Origin of the sequence: Flavobacterium sp. xlx-214, from assembly GCF_013874595.1 — a bacterium.
Classification (GTDB): domain Bacteria; phylum Bacteroidota; class Bacteroidia; order Flavobacteriales; family Flavobacteriaceae; genus Flavobacterium.
The window spans coordinates 717,857-735,541 of the sequence record NZ_CP059431.1 but is presented as its reverse complement, the minus strand read 5'-3'; the positions used below and the strand labels follow the sequence as shown (position 1 = coordinate 735,541).

Annotated in this window: 17 protein-coding genes; 3 read left to right on the top strand and 14 right to left on the bottom strand. The window is 34.5% G+C overall.

Annotated elements, in window-relative coordinates:
* Window positions 1-2: 2 nt before the first annotated feature.
* From murC to mraZ, 10 genes are read right to left on the bottom strand one after another with little or no spacing between them, the layout of a single operon-like run.
* Window positions 3-1,358, bottom strand: coding sequence for a UDP-N-acetylmuramate--L-alanine ligase (gene murC, locus H1R17_RS03380; protein ID WP_163431342.1), 1,356 nt, complete (start codon window positions 1,356-1,358; stop codon window positions 3-5).
* Entirely contained in the window at window positions 1,358-2,452 is a 1,095-nt protein-coding gene (gene murG / locus H1R17_RS03375; RefSeq protein ID WP_163431341.1) for an undecaprenyldiphospho-muramoylpentapeptide beta-N-acetylglucosaminyltransferase, read from the bottom strand. Before murG ends, murC begins: the two co-directional genes overlap by 1 nt.
* 2 nt (window positions 2,453-2,454) lie before the next feature.
* Window positions 2,455-3,726, bottom strand: coding sequence for an FtsW/RodA/SpoVE family cell cycle protein (locus H1R17_RS03370; protein WP_163431340.1), 1,272 nt, complete (start codon window positions 3,724-3,726; stop codon window positions 2,455-2,457).
* 3 nt (window positions 3,727-3,729) lie between these two features.
* Window positions 3,730-5,061, bottom strand: a complete 1,332-nt coding sequence (gene murD / locus H1R17_RS03365) for a UDP-N-acetylmuramoyl-L-alanine--D-glutamate ligase (RefSeq protein WP_163431339.1) — start codon at window positions 5,059-5,061, stop codon at window positions 3,730-3,732.
* Window position 5,062: 1 nt separating this feature from the next.
* Complete coding sequence (gene mraY, locus H1R17_RS03360; protein WP_163431338.1) at window positions 5,063-6,271, bottom strand: phospho-N-acetylmuramoyl-pentapeptide-transferase; 1,209 nt, start codon at window positions 6,269-6,271, stop codon at window positions 5,063-5,065.
* A 3-nt stretch (window positions 6,272-6,274) separates the two neighbouring features.
* Window positions 6,275-7,738, bottom strand: a complete 1,464-nt coding sequence (locus H1R17_RS03355; protein WP_163431337.1) for a UDP-N-acetylmuramoyl-L-alanyl-D-glutamate--2,6-diaminopimelate ligase — start codon at window positions 7,736-7,738, stop codon at window positions 6,275-6,277.
* Window positions 7,735-9,729, bottom strand: a complete 1,995-nt coding sequence (locus tag H1R17_RS03350; RefSeq protein WP_163431336.1) for a penicillin-binding protein — start codon at window positions 9,727-9,729, stop codon at window positions 7,735-7,737. Before H1R17_RS03350 ends, H1R17_RS03355 begins: the two co-directional genes overlap by 4 nt.
* Window positions 9,720-10,058 carry an FtsL-like putative cell division protein gene (locus H1R17_RS03345; RefSeq protein WP_163431335.1) on the bottom strand — a complete coding sequence of 113 codons (339 nt, stop codon included), beginning with the start codon at window positions 10,056-10,058 and terminating at the stop codon, window positions 9,720-9,722. Before H1R17_RS03345 ends, H1R17_RS03350 begins: the two co-directional genes overlap by 10 nt.
* 1 nt (window position 10,059) lies before the next feature.
* Window positions 10,060-10,971 carry a 16S rRNA (cytosine(1402)-N(4))-methyltransferase RsmH gene (gene rsmH / locus H1R17_RS03340; RefSeq protein ID WP_163431334.1) on the bottom strand — a complete coding sequence of 304 codons (912 nt, stop codon included), beginning with the start codon at window positions 10,969-10,971 and terminating at the stop codon, window positions 10,060-10,062.
* The gene (gene mraZ, locus H1R17_RS03335; RefSeq protein ID WP_163431333.1) at window positions 10,961-11,422 is read right to left on the bottom strand and encodes a division/cell wall cluster transcriptional repressor MraZ; all 462 of its coding nucleotides are present in this window, start codon (window positions 11,420-11,422) and stop codon (window positions 10,961-10,963) included. Before mraZ ends, rsmH begins: the two co-directional genes overlap by 11 nt.
* A 342-nt stretch (window positions 11,423-11,764) precedes the next feature.
* Here mraZ and H1R17_RS03330 point away from each other — a divergent pair, with 342 nt between their 5' ends.
* A complete protein-coding gene (locus H1R17_RS03330; RefSeq protein WP_163431332.1) occupies window positions 11,765-12,532 on the top strand; it encodes an alpha/beta fold hydrolase in 768 nt (255 codons plus the stop codon).
* 1 nt (window position 12,533) lies between these two features.
* Window positions 12,534-13,154 (top strand): ribosome biogenesis GTP-binding protein YihA/YsxC, encoded by a 621-nt coding sequence (gene yihA, locus H1R17_RS03325; RefSeq protein WP_163431331.1) that lies wholly within the window; start codon window positions 12,534-12,536, stop codon window positions 13,152-13,154.
* Between the two features lie 29 nt (window positions 13,155-13,183).
* On the opposite strand, the gene H1R17_RS03320 is transcribed toward yihA, so the two are convergent.
* From H1R17_RS03320 to gldB, 3 genes are read right to left on the bottom strand one after another with little or no spacing between them, the layout of a single operon-like run.
* Window positions 13,184-13,450: a hypothetical protein gene (locus tag H1R17_RS03320; RefSeq protein WP_163431330.1), complete on the bottom strand. Its 267-nt coding sequence runs from the start codon at window positions 13,448-13,450 to the stop codon at window positions 13,184-13,186.
* Between the two features lie 33 nt (window positions 13,451-13,483).
* Window positions 13,484-13,819: a gliding motility protein GldC gene (gene gldC, locus H1R17_RS03315; protein WP_163431329.1), complete on the bottom strand. Its 336-nt coding sequence runs from the start codon at window positions 13,817-13,819 to the stop codon at window positions 13,484-13,486.
* Complete coding sequence (gene gldB / locus H1R17_RS03310) at window positions 13,819-14,778, bottom strand: gliding motility lipoprotein GldB (RefSeq protein ID WP_240453331.1); 960 nt, start codon at window positions 14,776-14,778, stop codon at window positions 13,819-13,821. Before gldB ends, gldC begins: the two co-directional genes overlap by 1 nt.
* Before the next feature lie 59 nt (window positions 14,779-14,837).
* Here gldB and nadE point away from each other — a divergent pair, with 59 nt between their 5' ends.
* A complete protein-coding gene (gene nadE, locus H1R17_RS03305; protein ID WP_163431327.1) occupies window positions 14,838-15,644 on the top strand; it encodes an NAD(+) synthase in 807 nt (268 codons plus the stop codon).
* Window positions 15,645-15,702: 58 nt separating this feature from the next.
* On the opposite strand, the gene dnaG is transcribed toward nadE, so the two are convergent.
* Window positions 15,703-17,673, bottom strand: coding sequence for a DNA primase (gene dnaG, locus H1R17_RS03300; protein WP_163431326.1), 1,971 nt, complete (start codon window positions 17,671-17,673; stop codon window positions 15,703-15,705).
* Between the last annotated feature and the right edge of the window lie 12 nt (window positions 17,674-17,685).

Genomic DNA, 17,685 nt, shown 5'->3' with positions numbered 1-17,685 from the left:
TCTTAATTATTTTTTTCTAAGATCTCCTTAATTTCATCTACCATTTCTCCAATATCACCTGCTCCAATAATTAATAAAACATCAAGGCTTTTTTTTGATAAAAAAGATACTACTTCTTCTTTTGGCAGCAAAATTTTATGTGCCGATTTTATTTTATTTATTAACACTTCAGAATTGATACCATCCATCGGCAACTCGCGTGCTGGGTAGATGTCCAGAAGAATTACATCATTAAATGTTGATAAACTTTCTGCAAATCCATCCATGAAATCTCTTGTTCTAGAGAATAAATGAGGTTGAAACACTGCTGTAATGTTTCGGTTTGGGTACATTTCGTGTACCGCTTGGCTTACTGCGTTTATCTCGGTTGGATGATGAGCATAATCATCAATCATCACCAATTTTTCGGTGTTTATTTTGAACGAAAAACGTCTGCGAATTCCTTTAAAACTATCTAAACCTGCTTTTATTTCATCGTTACTTAAACCATAGGTTTTTGCCATTGAAAAAGCCAACGAAGCATTTAAAACATTGTGTTCGCCCGGCATTAACAATTTTATATTACTGATTATTTCGCCTTTAAAATCTAAATCGAAAACACGTTTACCATTTTCAAAACGTAAATTATACGCGTTAATAACCGCAGATCCGTTTACTGAAACTTCGGTTCCATTTATGTTTTTGATGCCTTGCGCTATGAATAAATGTTCCGAATTATCAATTTTAGCAGCAAATTCAGCAAACGATGATTTAATGGCGTCATTCGTTCCGTAAATATCTAAATGATCAGCATCATCCGAAATAATACAAGCAATGTTTGGATGCAAATGTAAAAACGAGCGATCAAATTCATCAGCCTCAACTACGGTTGCTTCGGTACCTGAACCAATTAGGTTAGAATCATATCCTTCTACAACACCACCTAAAAAAGCGGTAACAGGCGCATTTGCATGTACTAAAATATGTGCCAACATGCTTGATGTGGTTGTTTTTCCGTGTGTGCCTGCAACTGCCAGCGAAAAACTATTCTGCGTGATGATTCCTAATACTTCGGCACGTTTTTTAACCGCAAAACCGTTGTTTTGAAAATAATTTAGTTCAGTATGATGTTTTGGAACAGCTGGTGTATAAACCACTAAAGTGTTCTTGTTATCACGGTATTCTTCCGTAATGTGTGCAACATCATCTGTGTAATGAATAACAATACCTTCGGTTTCTAACTCATGTGTTAAATGCGTAGGTGTTTTGTCGTATCCGGCAACATTTTTACCCATACGTTTAAAGTATCGGGCAATGGCACTCATACCAATACCGCCGATACCTACAAAGAAAACATTATGTATTTCTTTAATATTCATTACTGAACTAAATTTAAAATTTGTTTAACTATATCTTTTGTAGCATTTGGTAATGCTAATGTTTTAATGTTTTTTGATAATGCCTCCGCAACCTGATCGTTTGTTAACAGGCGTAGCATTTGTTCTTGAAACTGACTGTCTAAATCGGCTTCTTTCAACAAAACAGCTGCGTTTTTATCGGTAATGCTTTTGGCATTTTTGGTTTGATGATCTTCGGCAACGTTTGGTGATGGAATAAAAATAACTGGTTTGCCTACAATTGCTAATTCTGAAACTGATGATGCGCCGGCACGCGAAACAATAACATCGGCTGCTGCAAACAACAAATCCATTCGTTCAATGAAATCGAAAACAAAAACATCTTTGTTGTTGTGGTATTTCTTGTAATCGTTAATGTAAAACTTACCGCATTGCCAAATTACCTGAACGTTTTGCTCTTTAAAAAAAGACAATTCCTTTTCTACCAACTGATTTATTCTGCGAGCACCTAAACTTCCACCTAAAATAACAACTGTTTTTTTGTTAGGATTTAATCCGTAAAACGTTTGTGCTTCGCTGCGTTTGGTATCTATCGTTAGTAAATCTTGGCGAACAGGATTGCCTGTTTTTGTAATGTTGTTCGATTTAAAATACACTGCCAAACCATCATAAGCCACACAAATAGCGTTTGCTTTCGGAGCCAACATTTTATTGGTAATACCAGGATACGAATTTTGCTCTTGTATTACTGTTGGAATGTTCATTTGCTGTGCTACTTTTACCACTGCGCCGCTTGCAAAACCACCTGTACCAATTACAACATCGGGTTTGAACTCTTTGATAATTTTACGCGACTTAAGTAAGCTAGAAACAAATTTTAATGGAAACATGGCATTATCTAACGTAATTTTTCGTTGAATGCCCGAAATCCATAATCCTTTTATTTCATAACCCGCAGCTGGTACTTTCTGCATTTCCATTTTATCTTTAGCGCCCACAAACAAAATCTCAGCCGCAGGAATTTGCGCTTTAATTTCATTCGCAATAGCAATGGCCGGATAAATGTGTCCGCCTGTACCGCCGCCGCTAATTATAAATTTAGGATTTGCTTTCATAGTTATTTTTTTAATACCGCAAAAATTGGGTTGTCTTCTGAATCTTTATCTAATGTTGCGTCTTCTCCTAACTGTTGTTCTTCTAAAATGCGTTTGAATTCTTCTTGTTTTCGTTCTTGATCTGCTAATTGCGCTTTTACCTGATCTTCTTTTCTAGAAATACTTAAGATAATTCCTAGCGAAACACAGGTCATCCAAATAGATGTTCCTCCTGAGCTTACCAATGGCAAGGGTTGCCCTGTTGTAGGAAATATTTCTACAGCTACACCCATGTTAATAAACGCTTGAAAGACAATGGAAAAACCGAGTCCGAAGGCTAAATATTTACCAAACAAATTGGGTGCGCGATTACTGACAACTAAAAAGCGTAAGAGCAATAATACATATACAATTAATATGGTAATGCCTCCTAAAAAGCCAAATTCTTCAACAATAATAGCATAAATAAAATCGGATGATGATTGAGGAAGAAAGTTCTTTTGAACACTTTTTCCAGGACCAACACCAAACATTTGTCCTTGTGCAATGGCAATTTTAGCATTTTCAATTTGATAGCGATCTTCGTCTTTATCTTCTGATCCAAATCTAGAAAAACGAGCTTCCCAAGTTTTGTAACGCGATGGTGCCAAATCTGGAAACGCTTTGAACATACCAATTGCAAATACAATCATTATAGCACCAGCTGCAATTATTTTTGCCATGTACTTTGTTGGATATTTTCCAACAAAAAGCAACAATGCAATGGTGAATAATATTATAGCAGCGGTTGATAAATTGGATGGAAGAATGGGTCCTACAATAAAAGCCATAGGAACTCCTAACCATAATAGCGACCAACCAAAAGTGTATTTTTCATCAGCAAAACGCCATAAAAACCATGAAACATAAGCAATTAAAGCAATCCATCCTAAAGACGAAGGTTGAAAAGATATGTTTAACAAAGGTATTTTTAACCAACGGCTTGCATTTGCACCACCAATCATCATTCCTTGTAAAGAAGTAATGACCAATAAGGCAGTAACTGGTATCCAAGCAATAGGGGCAATGAATTTTAAACGATCAAACGGGATGCGATGTACAAAAAAGATAATGACAATACCTACAAAGATATGACCAAAATGTTTGAACAATAACCCAATGATTGAACCTGTACCTACCACGTGTACCAAGTTGGTACTTGCGCTAAAAACAGGCATAAACGAGAACAGGGCCAGCAATATTACATAGGCCCAAATAGCTTTATCTCCTTGAAATTGGGATAATAACTTTCTCATTTTTTATAAATTTTGTACTGCGTTTTTAAATTGTGCGCCACGGTCTTCGTAGCTTTTAAATAAATCAAAACTTGCGCAAGCTGGTGATAATAAAACGGTATCACCTTCTTCTGCAAATTGTGCTGATAATTTTACAGCTTCTGCCATAGAGGTAGCTTCAACCATAATATCAACAATGCTACCGAAAGCATTTTTTATTTTCTCGTTATCAATTCCTAAACAAACAATAGCCTTTACTTTTTCGTGTACAAAGCTCATTAGTTCATCGTAATCGTTTCCTTTATCAACACCACCTACAATCCAAACAGTTGGTGCAGTCATACTTTCTAGTGCAAAATAAGTTGCGTTAACGTTGGTTGCTTTAGAATCGTTGATGTATTGTACTTTGTTAATTTTAGCAACTTTCTCTAAACGATGTTCTGCATTTTGAAAATTTGATAAACTTTCGCGAATTGTTTGTTTGCGAACGCGCATCATTTGCGCAACTAAAGTAGCAGCCATAGCGTTTTTTAAATTGTGTTTGCCTTCTATTGCAATTTCGTTTACTGCAACTGTTATTTCTTCGTTGTTTATCATTGCTATAATGTTGTTGTTTTCTAAATAAGCGCCTTTATCAAATTTTTTGGTTAATGAAAAAGGAACCAATTGTGCTTTTGTTGTGTTGTTTTTTAACCAATTATTTATGGCTTCATCGTCTGCATCGTAAATCAAATAATCTTCTTCGGTTTGATTCACGGTGATACGAAATTTTGATGCAATGTAATTGTCGTATTTGTAATCGTATCGATCTAAATGATCGGGACTTATGTTGGTGATTACTGCGATATGCGGGTTGTAATCGATATTTCCGTCTAACTGAAAACTGCTTAATTCTAAAACAAACAATTTGTCAGGATGCGTTGCTACTTGTTTTGCATAGCTTTCGCCAATATTACCTGCCAAGCCAACATTTAAACCTTCTTGTTTTAACAAATGATAGGTTAAAAGGGTAGTGGTGGTTTTGCCGTTACTACCTGTTATGGCAATGGATGTGTTTTCTGCAAATTGATATACAAATTCAATTTCAGATATCACTTTAATGTCTTTCTCGTGCAATTTTTTTACGATGGGTGCTTTGTCTGGAATTCCCGGACTTTTAACAACAACATCGGCATTTAAAATTTTTGCTTCGGTATGTTGCTGCTGCTCCCAATCAATTGTGTTTTTTCTAAGAACTTCTTGATACTTTTCTGAAATGGCTCCAAAATCGGAAACAAAAACATCGTATCCTTTTTGTTTTCCTAACAAAGCAGTACCAACACCGCTTTCTCCTGCACCTAAAATTACCAACCGCATGTTATCTTAATTTTAATGATATAACACAGAAAATGGCTAAGAAAATACCTACAATCCAAAAGCGGGTAACGATTTTACTTTCGTGATATCCTTTCTTTTGATAGTGGTGGTGTAATGGCGACATTAGAAATATTCTGCGACCCTCGCCGTATTTTCGTTTGGTATATTTAAAATATGCGACTTGTACTACTACTGATAAATTTTCTGCCAAGAAAATACCACATAATACAGGAATCAACATTTCTTTACGCACTGCAATGGCTAAAACGGCAATAATACCTCCAATGGTTAAACTACCTGTATCTCCCATAAATACTTGCGCAGGGTAGGCATTGTACCAGAGAAAACCTACCAGTGCACCTACAAAGGCGGCTATGTAAACCGTCATTTCTCCGGAATTGGGTATGTACATAATGTTGAGGTAATTGGCAAAAATAAAGTTACCCGAAACAAATGCGAAAATACCCAAAGCAACTACGGTTATGGCGGATGTTCCGGCGGCTAATCCATCAATACCATCTGTTAAATTGGCACCGTTTGATACCGCTGTAATAATGAAAATAACAATTGGAATGAATATTAACCAAACGTAATTTTCATAACCATCGCCCATCCATGATATTAATTGACCATAGTTAAACTCGTTATCTTTAAAAAACGGAATGGTTGTAGTAGTCGACTTAATATCAAACTTACTGGTTACACCGGTTTCTAATAAAATACTCGGTGTGTCGCGTACGGTGATGTTGGGATGAAAGTAAAAAATGGCTCCTACTATAATTCCTAAACCAATTTGTCCTACAACTTTAAATCGTCCTTTTAAACCTTCTTTATCTTTTTTGAATACTTTAATATAATCGTCTAAGAAACCAATAACACCCATCCAAATGGTTGTCAATATCAATACTAAAACATAAATATTATCAAGCTTAGCTAACAATAATACAGGTATTAAAGTGGCCATAATAATAATGATACCACCCATTGTTGGTGTACCTGCTTTTTCGTTTTGACCTTCTAAACCTAATTCACGAACTGATTCACCAATTTGCTGTCTGCGTAAATAATTGATGATTTTTTTACCAAAAAGGGTTGAAATTAATAACGATAGAAAAAAAGCTACGCCAGAACGAAACGTTATAAATTGGTATAACGCGGCTCCTGGGAAGTCGAAAATAGAATCTAAATATCTTAATAAGTAGTATAACATAGGTTACTTATTGAATTCGTTTAAAAATTGAATCACTTCTTCTAAATCGTTAAAGTGATGTTTTACTCCTTTAATTTCTTGGTAATCTTCGTGACCTTTGCCGGCAATTAAAATAATATCGCCTGCATTTGCCATTTTACAAGCCGTTTTTATAGCTTGGTGGCGGTCTTCAATTGTAATGTAACGGTTGGTATTTTGCGCTTCAACACCTGCTTCCATATCTTTTAAAATTTCATACGGATCTTCGTTACGCGGGTTGTCTGATGTAAAAATAACCGTATCGCTCATTTCTGTTGCAATACGCGCCATAACTGGTCGTTTTTCTTTGTCTCTATTACCGCCACAACCTACGACTGTAATTAACTGTTCGTTTAATGTGCGAATTTCAGTTATGGTTTTTAGTACATTTTCTAAGGCATCGGGTGTGTGTGCATAATCAACAATGGCTGTGATTTTACTTGGCGATACAATGAATTGAAAGCGACCTGAAACACTTTTTAAGGTGCTTAAATGCAACAAAACTTCTTCTTGGGTTAAACCTAACTCAGTTGCGGTTGCATAAATAGCTAATAAATTAGATGCGTTAAATTTACCGATTAGTTGCACCCAAACTTCGTGATGGTTAATATTAAGCAACATACCGTTAAACTGACTTTCAATGATTTTTCCATTGATGTCGGCAACATTCTGAATGCTGTACATTACTTTTTTCGCAGAACAATTTTGCAACATAAAAGCACCGTTTTTGTCATCGGCATTACTAATGGCAAAAGAAGTTTTGGCTAATGAATCAAAAAATGATTTTTTTACGTTGCGGTATTCTGCAAATGTTTTATGATAATCTAAATGATCGTGTGATAAATTAGTAAAAATGCCTCCTTTAAAATCTAAAGCAGCTGTGCGTTTTTGTGCAATGCCGTGCGAGCTAACTTCCATAAAGCAATGCGTACATCCTTCTTGTACCATTTGGTTTAAAAAACGATTAATGGTAATAGAATCTGGTGTAGTGTGTGTTGCTGGATAAGTTGTGTCGCCTACTAAAATTTTCACTGTAGATAATAAACCTACTTTATAGCCTGCTTTCGTAAATAATTGATGTAATAAAGTAGCAATGGTAGTTTTACCGTTTGTGCCTGTTACGCCTACTAAAGTTAATTTTGATGATGGATTGTCAAAAAAATTAGCTGATATATGTGCTAACGCATCATTTGCATCGTCTACTTTTACATAGGTAATACCTTCGTGAAAAGTTGCAGGATTGTCTTCATATATAACAGCAATAGCACCTAATTCAATGGCTTTTTCTATGTAATCGTGCCCGTTTGATAAAGTACCTTTTTGAGCGATGAAAGCCGAACTTGGAGTCACTTTTCTTGAATCAAAGACAATATCAGAAATAACTACATCTGTAGTACCTCTAACAGCATCAAGCGATACGCGATATAATATGTCTTTTAATTTTTTCAACTTAATTCTAATGTAATTACTTGTTGTTTTGTTATTTTTTCTCCGCTGGTTACTGATTGTTTGTTAACTTTTCCAAAACCAATGGTGTGTACTTTTACACCTAAATTTTCTAATATAGCTACTGCGTCCATTGCAGGTAATCCAACTACATTTGGCATTACGTTACCCGATTGTTTTACGTTGGCATAATACGTTTTGTAGCTTTTTTGAGCTTTGCCCGATGGTGTTTCAATGTTTTTAATTTCTTTCATTGAAGGCACATCGGTAAATATTTTTTGAGCGATACGTTTGAAAACTGGTCCTGCTACATCGCCTCCGTAATAACTGTGTTTTGTTGGTCTGTGGATAACTACAATGCACGAATATTTTGGATTATCAGCTGGGAAATATCCCACAAACGATGATGCATAATACATACCGCCACGATTTCCGTAATTCATTTGCGCCGTTCCCGTTTTTCCTGCCATTGAAAAATCATCCGATAAAAGACCTTTTCCGGTACCTCTTAAAACCACGTTTTTCATAATGGCCTGCATTTCTTTTACTACTTTAGGTTTTACAATTTGAGGGTTAATTACTTGTTTATCAAACGTTTTTATAACCTGATTAACATCTCTAATTTCCTTTACAAATTGTGGTTTCACCATTTCACCGTTGTTAGCTATTGAATTGTATAGCGTTAAGGTTTGCAAAGGTGTTACCAAAATACCATACCCATAAGCCATCCAAGGCAGTGCAATTTTGCTCCAGTTTCTATCTCCAGGTACAGGAATGTACGATTTTGGTTCGCCTTTTAAATCTAAACCAAGTGTTGCATTAAATCCAAAATCTTTCATTTTATCGGTAAAATCCTTTGGATTGTCTTTATAAGCTTGATATACAGCCTGTGTAATTACGGTGTTTGATGATACTTCAAATCCTCTGGCTAATGAAATTTTACCATACCCTCTTCGGTTAGAATCGCGTACTTGTCTGCCAGAAAAAGTAACAATACCACCATGTGTACCATAAATGGTGGCTGTATCTGCCTTACCATCATCTAACAAAGCCATAAACGATGCTAATTTGAAGGTAGAACCTGGATCATGACGCTCTAGTACTGCATAATTTACAGTTTCTGTATACGATCCATCGCCAATTTTGCCAAGGTTAGAAATAGCTTTTACTTGCCCCGTGTTTGTTTCCATTACCACTACAGTTCCGTGATCTGCTTCGTAGTATTCCAAAGAACTTAATAGTGCGTGATGCGCAATATCTTGAATGTAAACATCAATTGTTGTTGTAATATCATAACCATCTTTTGGGTCTACCACGTTTTCATCGTGAATAGGTTTCCAAAGGTTTTTAGACATTTTTTGTACCTTTCTTTTTCCTTCTTTACCTGTTAGGTAATCAGTAAAAGCAGCTTCAATACCTTTTCTGGTAATGGTTTTATCATCGTTTAAACGTTCGTAACCAATTGTTCTGTTGGCAATCATTCCCATAGGATACTCGCGCACATGTACTTGGTTTACAATCATTCCGCCTTTGTACTTACCTAAATTAAACAGCGGAAACGATTTTAGTTTCATGTACTGTGTATAACTTAATTTAGTGGCAATATGTACGTATCTTTTTTTGTTTGAACGTGCTTGTCTAAAGTATGATTCATAAGCTCCAGCTGTTTTCTTAGGGATAAATTTTCCTAAAGAATCAGAAAAACCACGAATGTATTTTTCAAAGTTTTCATTTGATGGCGCTAAAGGATCAAAATAAATGGTGTACTTAGGAATGGATGTTGCAAGTAAACTACCATCTGCAGAATAAATATTTCCTCTATTTGCAGGGATAATTTCATCCTTAATTGTTAAGCTATCTGCTTTGCTACGCCATTCTTCGCCCTCTTTAAATTGTATGATGCTCATTTTAACAAAAATGGCCAAACCAATGGCTAGCATACCAAAAAAAACGAGGTAAATACGATTGTTATCGTTTTTCTTCGCTAATCCCATATCTCATACCATTTTTTTTCTTTTTCAACAACAACTTTGATCTTTTTTGGAGGTACTACTGATGGTACTATTCCGTAAGTTTCCATTTGTTTAGAAACGTTTGATTCCATGCGTAACTGCATCAATTCAGATCGTTTATCAACAAATTCAGATCGTAATTCTTTAACTTGCTCCGTTAAATCTTTAGCCTTCATCATTTTTTGTTCGTAAAAATGGTTGTTGGCAATTAAAACAAGTGTCCAGAAAACAACATATATAATGAAAAGCCAATTTTTCAATGATTGCCCTTCAACCAAGAACTTAGCTTTTATTATATTGTTTAAACCCATATTATTTTTTTTCTGCTATTCTTAATTTAGCACTGCGTGCTCTGTTATTTATTTTTATTTCTTCTGCGCTTGGCACAATTAGTTTTCCAATAGTGTCAAAAGGAACTTCAAATCTTCCGTAGAAATCTCGTTCTGGTTCTCCTTCAAACATTCCGTTTTTTATGAATCTTTTCACCAAGCGATCTTCTAATGAATGATAAGAAATAACACTTAAACGCCCACCAGGTTTTAATAATTCTAACGATTGTTCTAAGAATTCGCGCAGAACATCAATTTCTTGATTTACTTCAATGCGAATAGCTTGATATATTTGGGCTAAAATTTTATTGCTTTTATGGGCAGGTAAAAATTTAGCTAGTACTTTTTTTAATTGTTCCGAGTTTTTAATAGGCTCTGTTTTACGTGCCGTTACAATAGCTGCTGCTAAACCACGTGCATTGCTTAATTCGCCATAAGAAAAAAAGACTTTGCTTAGAGCATTTTCTTCGTAATCATTAATAACTTCATAAGCAGATAAATTGCCGTTTTGGTTCATGCGCATATCTAAATCTGCTTCAAATCGAGTAGAAAAGCCTCTTTCGGCAACATCAAATTGATGTGATGAAACGCCAAAATCGCCCAAAATACCATCTACTTGTTTAATTCCGTAAACACGTAAAAAACGTTTGATGAATCGAAAATTTTCGTTTATTAACGTAAAACGCTCATCATCTAAAGCATTTGCTAAAGCATCGGTATCTTGATCAAAAGCAAATAACTTTCCGTTAGGACCTAAACGACGCATAATTTCTTTAGAATGACCACCGCCACCAAAAGTAACATCAACATAAACGCCGTCTGGTTTAATGTTTAAGCCGTCTACTGTTTCTTTTAACAAAACAGGGTTGTGGTATTCGTATTCGTTATGCTCCATAATTTGTTATTGTACCCATAACTTCTTCTGCTAAATCGCCAAAGTCGGTATCTTCATCGTTTACAATGTTCTCATATAAATCTTTGTCCCAAATTTCAATCAGATTAATTTTTGATGAAAAAACAACATCTTTAGAAATTGAGGCAAACTCAATTAAATCTTTGCTTACTTGTAAGCGCCCAGCCTCATCAATATCCACTATCTTTACACCAGCCATAAACTTGCGAATAAACGCATCGGCTTTACGGTCAAAACGGTTTAATTGATTCAGTTTTTGCATCATTTCATTCCACTCATTCATTGGCCAAAGTTCTACGCATTTCTCATAAACAGAGCGTTTTAGAACAAAACCATCGGCTACAGTAATAAGCTGTTTTTTTAACGCAGCAGGTATCAACACCCTTCCTTTGGTGTCAATTTTACATTCATATGTACCTACTATTGGATGCATAAAACAAGCATGGTTTTAATTGATAAAACAAAAGTAAGTAAAATTTTACCACTTTTTACCACTTTTTACCACTTTGTTGAAAAGTTTTTGAATTACGCTGTTTATGATGTAAGTTGTTGATTTTGAGATTGTAAAATTTTTTTAGTTTTTTCTTAAAAGCATTAAATATATTTCATTGATATTGAGAACTATCTATGTTTTTTTAGAGATTTTTTACTAAATTTAGTAAAAGTGAATAGAGTTGCTAACAGAAATGAAAACGAGAAATGTTAATAAAACCACTTTAATTTTACATGAAATTTTATTAATATCGTATATTTGTACGAATTGACAATCGCATATATGGAGCGAATTATAAAAGAAGAAGGTAAATTTAGGTATGTAGAAATTGGAGAAGGTACTCCAATTGTTATTTTACATGGCTTAATGGGTGGCTTAAGTAATTTTGATGGTGTATCGGATTATTTTCCTAAAAAAGGCTACAAAGTGGTGCTTCCTGAATTACCTATTTATACATTAAGTATTTTAAAAACAAATGTAAAAGCATTTGCAAGATTTGTAAATGACTTTATTAAGCATAAGAAATTTGAAAAAGTAATTTTGTTGGGTAATTCTTTAGGTGGGCACATTGCTTTGTATTATACAAAATTACATCCTGAAACAGTAGAAGCACTTATTATTACGGGTAGTTCTGGTTTGTATGAAAGTGCAATGGGCGATTCATACCCACGCAGAGGTGATTATGAATTCATTAAAAAGAAAGCCGAGGATGTTTTTTACAACCCAGCTGTAGCTACCAAAGAAATTGTAGACGATGTTTTTAATACGGTTAACGATCGTATGAAATTAATAAAAACATTAACCATTGCTAAAAGTGCAATCCGTCATAATATGGCAAAAGATTTGCCTAAAATGCACACGCCAACTTGTATTATTTGGGGAAGAAATGATAAAGTTACGCCACCAGATGTAGCCGAAGAATTTCATGAATTATTACCCGATTCTGACTTGTATTGGATTGATGAATGTGGGCATGCGGCAATGATGGAGCATCCTGATGCGTTTAATACGCTTTTAGACCATTGGTTAACAGAGCGAAATATAAAATAATATGAAGATTAATACAGCCGAATTCATCATTAGTAATTCTGATGTAAAAAAATGCCCAACAGAACCTATACCAGAATATGCGTTTATAGGCAGATCTAACGTGGGCAAATCTTCGTTAATCAACATGCTGACCAATAATAAAGGTTTGGCTAAAACATCTAGTCGACCTGGAAAAACACAACTAATCAATCATTTTAAAATAAATAGCAATTGGTTTTTGGTTGATTTACCTGGTTATGGTTATGCTAGAGTTTCTAAATCAACCAAGGCTGTGTTTCAAAAATTCATTACCGAATATTTTGAAAAAAGAGAACAGTTGGTAAGTGCTTTTGTTTTGGTGGATATTCGTCACGAAGCACAAAAGATTGATTTAGAGTTTATTAATTATTTGGGTGAAGGTGGTGTTCCGTTTGGAATTATTTTTACAAAAGCCGATAAAATTAGCAAAGGTGCTATTCAAAAGCATGTTGCTGCATATAAAAAAGCGCTTATGGCAAATGATTGGGAAGAAATGCCACCGTATTTTGTTACATCTTCTGAAAGTGAATATGGTAAAGATGATGTGTTAAATTACATTGATCAAATCAATCAAGATATTTTTAAAAATAACAGTTTTGTATAAAAAAAAGGATTTCAATTTGAAATCCTTTTTTATTGATATACGGTAAATATTAAGATTAATAAGGTTACAAGCAATCCTAAACTAATAAAATGCAGTTTGGGTGTGCGTTTTTTTAATCGTGCTATTAATGCAATAATTAAAAAAGGTAATGCATACAAAATAATCATGAAAATAAGAGCTGTCATTTCAAAAATAGCTCCTGTGACTATATACTTGTATACATTAACATTTAAAGCAATACCCCAATACAAAACCGTGCAAACACTAATCGCAAAAATAATATGCGAAAGTTTCATTTTAAAGGGTGTTACATTCATGTATAAAGGATGTTATTTTTTATGTAACTCTAGTTTTTCTGCAAAGTAAGCGCAAAAATCGCGCATGGTATCGCTCATTTTTTTATCATCGGTAGCTCGTTCAAAAGTATCCGCCATGGCAACTAATGTTTGGTGAAAAAATACCTTCATTTCATCAACAGGCATTTCTTTTGTCCATAAATCAATACGCAATGTTTCTTGTACTTTACTATCCCAAACAGATAAAAGCATTGCCTTTGCTTGTTCGTTTTCTATACCACCGTCTTTGGCTGTCCATCTAATATCATCTGGAACTTTATTTTCGTCTACGGTTACTTTTATTTTAATTTCTGAAGTATGATTAGCCATTACTTTTTAGGTTTGTATTTAGATTGATCAAATATTGTTTTGGCATCTTTAAGAACCATTTCTTGCAAAGTTACATTATTATTTTTCATATATGCCTTTACAATTTGCCAACCTATGTAAACACCTACACTTCCTGGCGATTCATGATCTAGTTCTAGATAAAATTTTGAGAAAGGCGCACGTTGGATAAATCGAGCAACTAACTTAGAATCATTGTCAAATAAATATTTTTTTTCAACAAAATGTTTCCAAACTTGTGCTTCATTATTTTGCATCCAAGCCATTTGTTCTTTGCTGTAATTCATTTTTAACTCGTCAGACTCATTAGGAAGCAAAACATCTTTCATATACATAACTTTTCCCCAATAAATCATTTGCGAAAGAAAAGTACGATCTTGCGGACGCGGTGTTTTTTGCATAGCAAAGTTTTCTGCTAAATCAACAAAAATGCGGTTTGGTTCAAAATCGCCTAAAGTATATTCATCAAAATCTACATAAAATTTATGGTCTTTTCCTAAATAAGTATCTAACGAAACAATAGCAATAGAATCGGTGTAAATAACACGGTTCATAATATCTACCTCAGATATAATAGTGATTACCTTTCCAGGATTTTCAGTAGGGTAGTAGTATTTTATGTGCTGGAATAATAGCTTTAAATTGTTTTGTAAAGGCGTTAAATCTGCAAACTTCTTTTGGGTTTCGGTATATAATTGTTGAAAAAGCGTATCGTTTTTTTTGCTTAACCAAGTAGAATCAGGAACATTTGGTGTAAGTAAAAACGGATATTTTTGTTTTAATTGCGCTAAATTTTCAGGTGTTGCTTTTGCAAAATCTTGATCAAAACGCTCAATAGAAACCTGCATTGGTATGTTTAAAACCTCATCAGAAACGGCCGTTTCCTTTTTACAGCTAAATAATAATACAGAACCAACAAGTAAATAAAACAAGTTTTTCATCTTTACAAACATTAGTTTTTATAATTTTAAGTCACAAATATACTTAATCAAAATTGGCAATGGAATACAAAAAAATAAATTCTGAAAAAATCGTTGAGCATATTGTTACATGGCTGAAAAATTATGCTGAAAAAGCACATGTTAAAGGATTTGTAGTAGGAATTTCGGGTGGAATTGATTCGGCTTTGGTATCAACGCTTTGCGCTAAAACAGGTTTACAAACTTTATGTGTGGAAATGCCGATACATCAAGCTGAAATTCAGGTTTCACGTGGGCAAGAACATATTAATTTCTTAAAAAACAACTACCCAAATGTAAGCAATACCATTGCCGATTTAACCGCTACCTTTGATTTAATGAATGCTAGTTTGCCAAATGGTACCGATGAAGCGCGTTTGAATTTAACGTTGGCAAATACACGTGCGCGTTTGCGTATGACTACTTTGTATTATTATGCGGGTATTCATCAGTTATTGGTGGCGGGTACAGGAAATAAAGTAGAAGATTTTGGCGTTGGTTTTTTTACAAAATACGGCGATGGCGGAGTTGATGTAAGTCCTATTGCTGATTTAATGAAATCGGAAGTAAGAGCGTTGGCAGCATATTTAGGTATTACCCAAAACATTATTAAAGCAAAACCTACCGATGGTTTGTTTGGTGATGACCGATCTGATGAAGATCAATTAGGTGCTAATTATGATGAGTTAGAAGCGGCGATGTTAGCCTACGAAGCTGGTAAAACGGAAATGGATTTTACAGGTAGAGAATTAGAAGTTTTTAAAATTTACAAACGTTTAAATACCATAAACCAACACAAAATGAATCCAATACCGGTTTGCGAAATTACAGATGAGGTGAAGTTTTAATGAGAATATAGAAAATAGATTTAAAAAAGTCCTATAAGTTTTGCTTTTAGGGCTTTTTTTAAGAGCTAAATCTAGACATTACCCTTCCTAATTGTGTAGAAAAGGTTTGTTTTAATTGGTTGTAATCTACAACATCATTTAGTAATTCGCGTGTGTTTTCTGGTTGCAGTTGCAATTGTTTTTTCAATCCTTCAATAATTTCAAAAATCAAGAACGATCGTAAGGTTAAAATGGTTTCGGTAACGTATTGTTGTACCCCTAAATCTTTGGTTTTAACAATAATGTTTTGTTTTTCCCATTGGTGCAGGTTGTAACGCTCCTCATCCATAATAATCGATGTTATTTCAGAAGATAATTCGGGTGCTACCTGCGTAAGATAACTTTCTAAGTTCCAGTTTTCGTTTGTGTGGTAAAAAGTAATAATGTTGTTGTAAATGGTTTGAAAAACAGGATTGCTCATTTCAATTTCATCTTCTTGCAGGCTTAAAAAAACCTTATCAAATACCTTGCGCTTCACTTGTTTTTTAACGGTAACTACTTTTTCGTCTTCCACTTTTAATTCGTGCTCATCAAAATCTTCCTCGTAATTGCCGTAAATTAGTAAAATCTCAATAATTTTTCGTTCTAAAAGATACATTACATCTACCTTTTCTTTGGTTTCGGTAGGTGTATCCTTTACCACTTCCATCTTTTTTTCTTGAACGAATTTTTTATTGGCTTCCTGAAGTTCTTTTTTACCAATTTGCGCTAAAGTACTAAACAAAACATCTTCCGAAATGTCCATGATAGATGCACATTCTTGCACGTACACTTCGCGCTGAATATAATCGGGAACTTTGGAAATAGAAACAACGATATCACGAATAACATCGGCTTTTTTAATAGGATCGCCACCCGCTTCTTTCATTAAAAGATTGGCTTTAAAACGAATAAAATCGGTTGCGGTTTCTTTTAAATAGCGTTGCAACTCATCAATTGGCGTTTTTTTGGCAAACGAATCGGGATCATCACCATCGGGAAACGTACACACTCGCACGTTCATACCTGCTTCTAAAATTAAATCGATACCACGTAACGATGCACGCATACCCGCAGCATCACCATCAAACAAAACGGTAATGTTTTTGGTTAAACGATTCACCAATCGAATTTGATCGGGTGTTAACGCGGTACCCGATGATGCCACTACGTTTTTAATACCCGCCTGATACATTTGTATCACATCGGTATAACCTTCTACCAAATAACAGGTGTCTTTAGAGGCAATTTCTTGCTTGGCTTGAAAAATACCGTACAAAATTTTACTTTTATGGTAGATGTCGCTTTCGGGTGAATTCAGGTATTTGGCTGCTTTTTTATCGTTGGTTAAAATACGCCCACCAAAACCCAACACACGACCACTCATACTTTGGATAGGAAACATGACACGACCTTTAAAACGATCGAATTTCTTGTCTTCTTTTACAATGGTAAGTCCTGTTTTTTCTAAAAATTCTAACTGATATTCCTTTGAAATAGCTTCGTTAGTGAAAGCATCCCATTGATCGGGTGAATAACCTAATTGAAAGGTTTTGATGGTATCCTCGGTAAATCCACGTTCTTTAAAATACGAATGCCCAATGGCTAAGCCTTCATCGGTTTTCAGCATTACATCGTGAAAATACTTTTTAGCAAACTCGTTTACCACAAACAAACTTTCACGCTCATTTAACGCTTGTTTTTCTAGATCGGTTTGTTCGGTTTCTTCAATTTCAATTTGATATTTGTTAGCTAAGTAACGCAATGCTTCGGGATACGAAAAATGTTCATGCTCCATAATAAAACTAATAGCATTACCACCTTTGCCCGACGAGAAATCTTTCCAAATTTGTTTGGCAGGTGAAACCATAAACGATGGTGATTTTTCGTTTACAAACGGACTTAACCCTTTGTAATTACTGCCCGCTTTTTTAAGTTGAACAAAGTCGCCAATGACTTCCTCAACACGCGCTGCTTCAAAAATAGCATCTATGGTTTCTTTTTTAATCATATTGCAAATATA

Excerpts from the sequence above, each read along its gene's own strand:
- gldC (WP_163431329.1), bottom strand. The coding sequence starts at position 13,819 with ATGGCTAATCATACTTCAGAAATTAAAATAAAAGTAACCGTAGACGAA.
- H1R17_RS03330 (WP_163431332.1), top strand. The coding sequence starts at position 11,765 with ATGGAGCGAATTATAAAAGAAGAAGGTAAATTTAGGTATGTAGAAATT.
- dnaG (WP_163431326.1), bottom strand. The coding sequence starts at position 17,673 with ATGATTAAAAAAGAAACCATAGATGCTATTTTTGAAGCAGCGCGTGTT.
- H1R17_RS03370 (WP_163431340.1), bottom strand. The coding sequence starts at position 3,726 with ATGAGAAAGTTATTATCCCAATTTCAAGGAGATAAAGCTATTTGGGCC.
- yihA (WP_163431331.1), top strand. The coding sequence starts at position 12,534 with ATGAAGATTAATACAGCCGAATTCATCATTAGTAATTCTGATGTAAAA.
- murG (WP_163431341.1), bottom strand. The coding sequence starts at position 2,452 with ATGAAAGCAAATCCTAAATTTATAATTAGCGGCGGCGGTACAGGCGGA.
- rsmH (WP_163431334.1), bottom strand. The coding sequence starts at position 10,971 with ATGGAGCATAACGAATACGAATACCACAACCCTGTTTTGTTAAAAGAA.
- H1R17_RS03350 (WP_163431336.1), bottom strand. The coding sequence starts at position 9,729 with ATGGGATTAGCGAAGAAAAACGATAACAATCGTATTTACCTCGTTTTT.
- nadE (WP_163431327.1), top strand. The coding sequence starts at position 14,838 with ATGGAATACAAAAAAATAAATTCTGAAAAAATCGTTGAGCATATTGTT.
- H1R17_RS03345 (WP_163431335.1), bottom strand. The coding sequence starts at position 10,058 with ATGGGTTTAAACAATATAATAAAAGCTAAGTTCTTGGTTGAAGGGCAA.
- mraZ (WP_163431333.1), bottom strand. The coding sequence starts at position 11,422 with ATGCATCCAATAGTAGGTACATATGAATGTAAAATTGACACCAAAGGA.
- H1R17_RS03320 (WP_163431330.1), bottom strand. The coding sequence starts at position 13,450 with ATGAAACTTTCGCATATTATTTTTGCGATTAGTGTTTGCACGGTTTTG.
- murD (WP_163431339.1), bottom strand. The coding sequence starts at position 5,061 with ATGCGGTTGGTAATTTTAGGTGCAGGAGAAAGCGGTGTTGGTACTGCT.
- gldB (WP_240453331.1), bottom strand. The coding sequence starts at position 14,778 with ATGAAAAACTTGTTTTATTTACTTGTTGGTTCTGTATTATTATTTAGC.
- murC (WP_163431342.1), bottom strand. The coding sequence starts at position 1,358 with ATGAATATTAAAGAAATACATAATGTTTTCTTTGTAGGTATCGGCGGT.
- mraY (WP_163431338.1), bottom strand. The coding sequence starts at position 6,271 with ATGTTATACTACTTATTAAGATATTTAGATTCTATTTTCGACTTCCCA.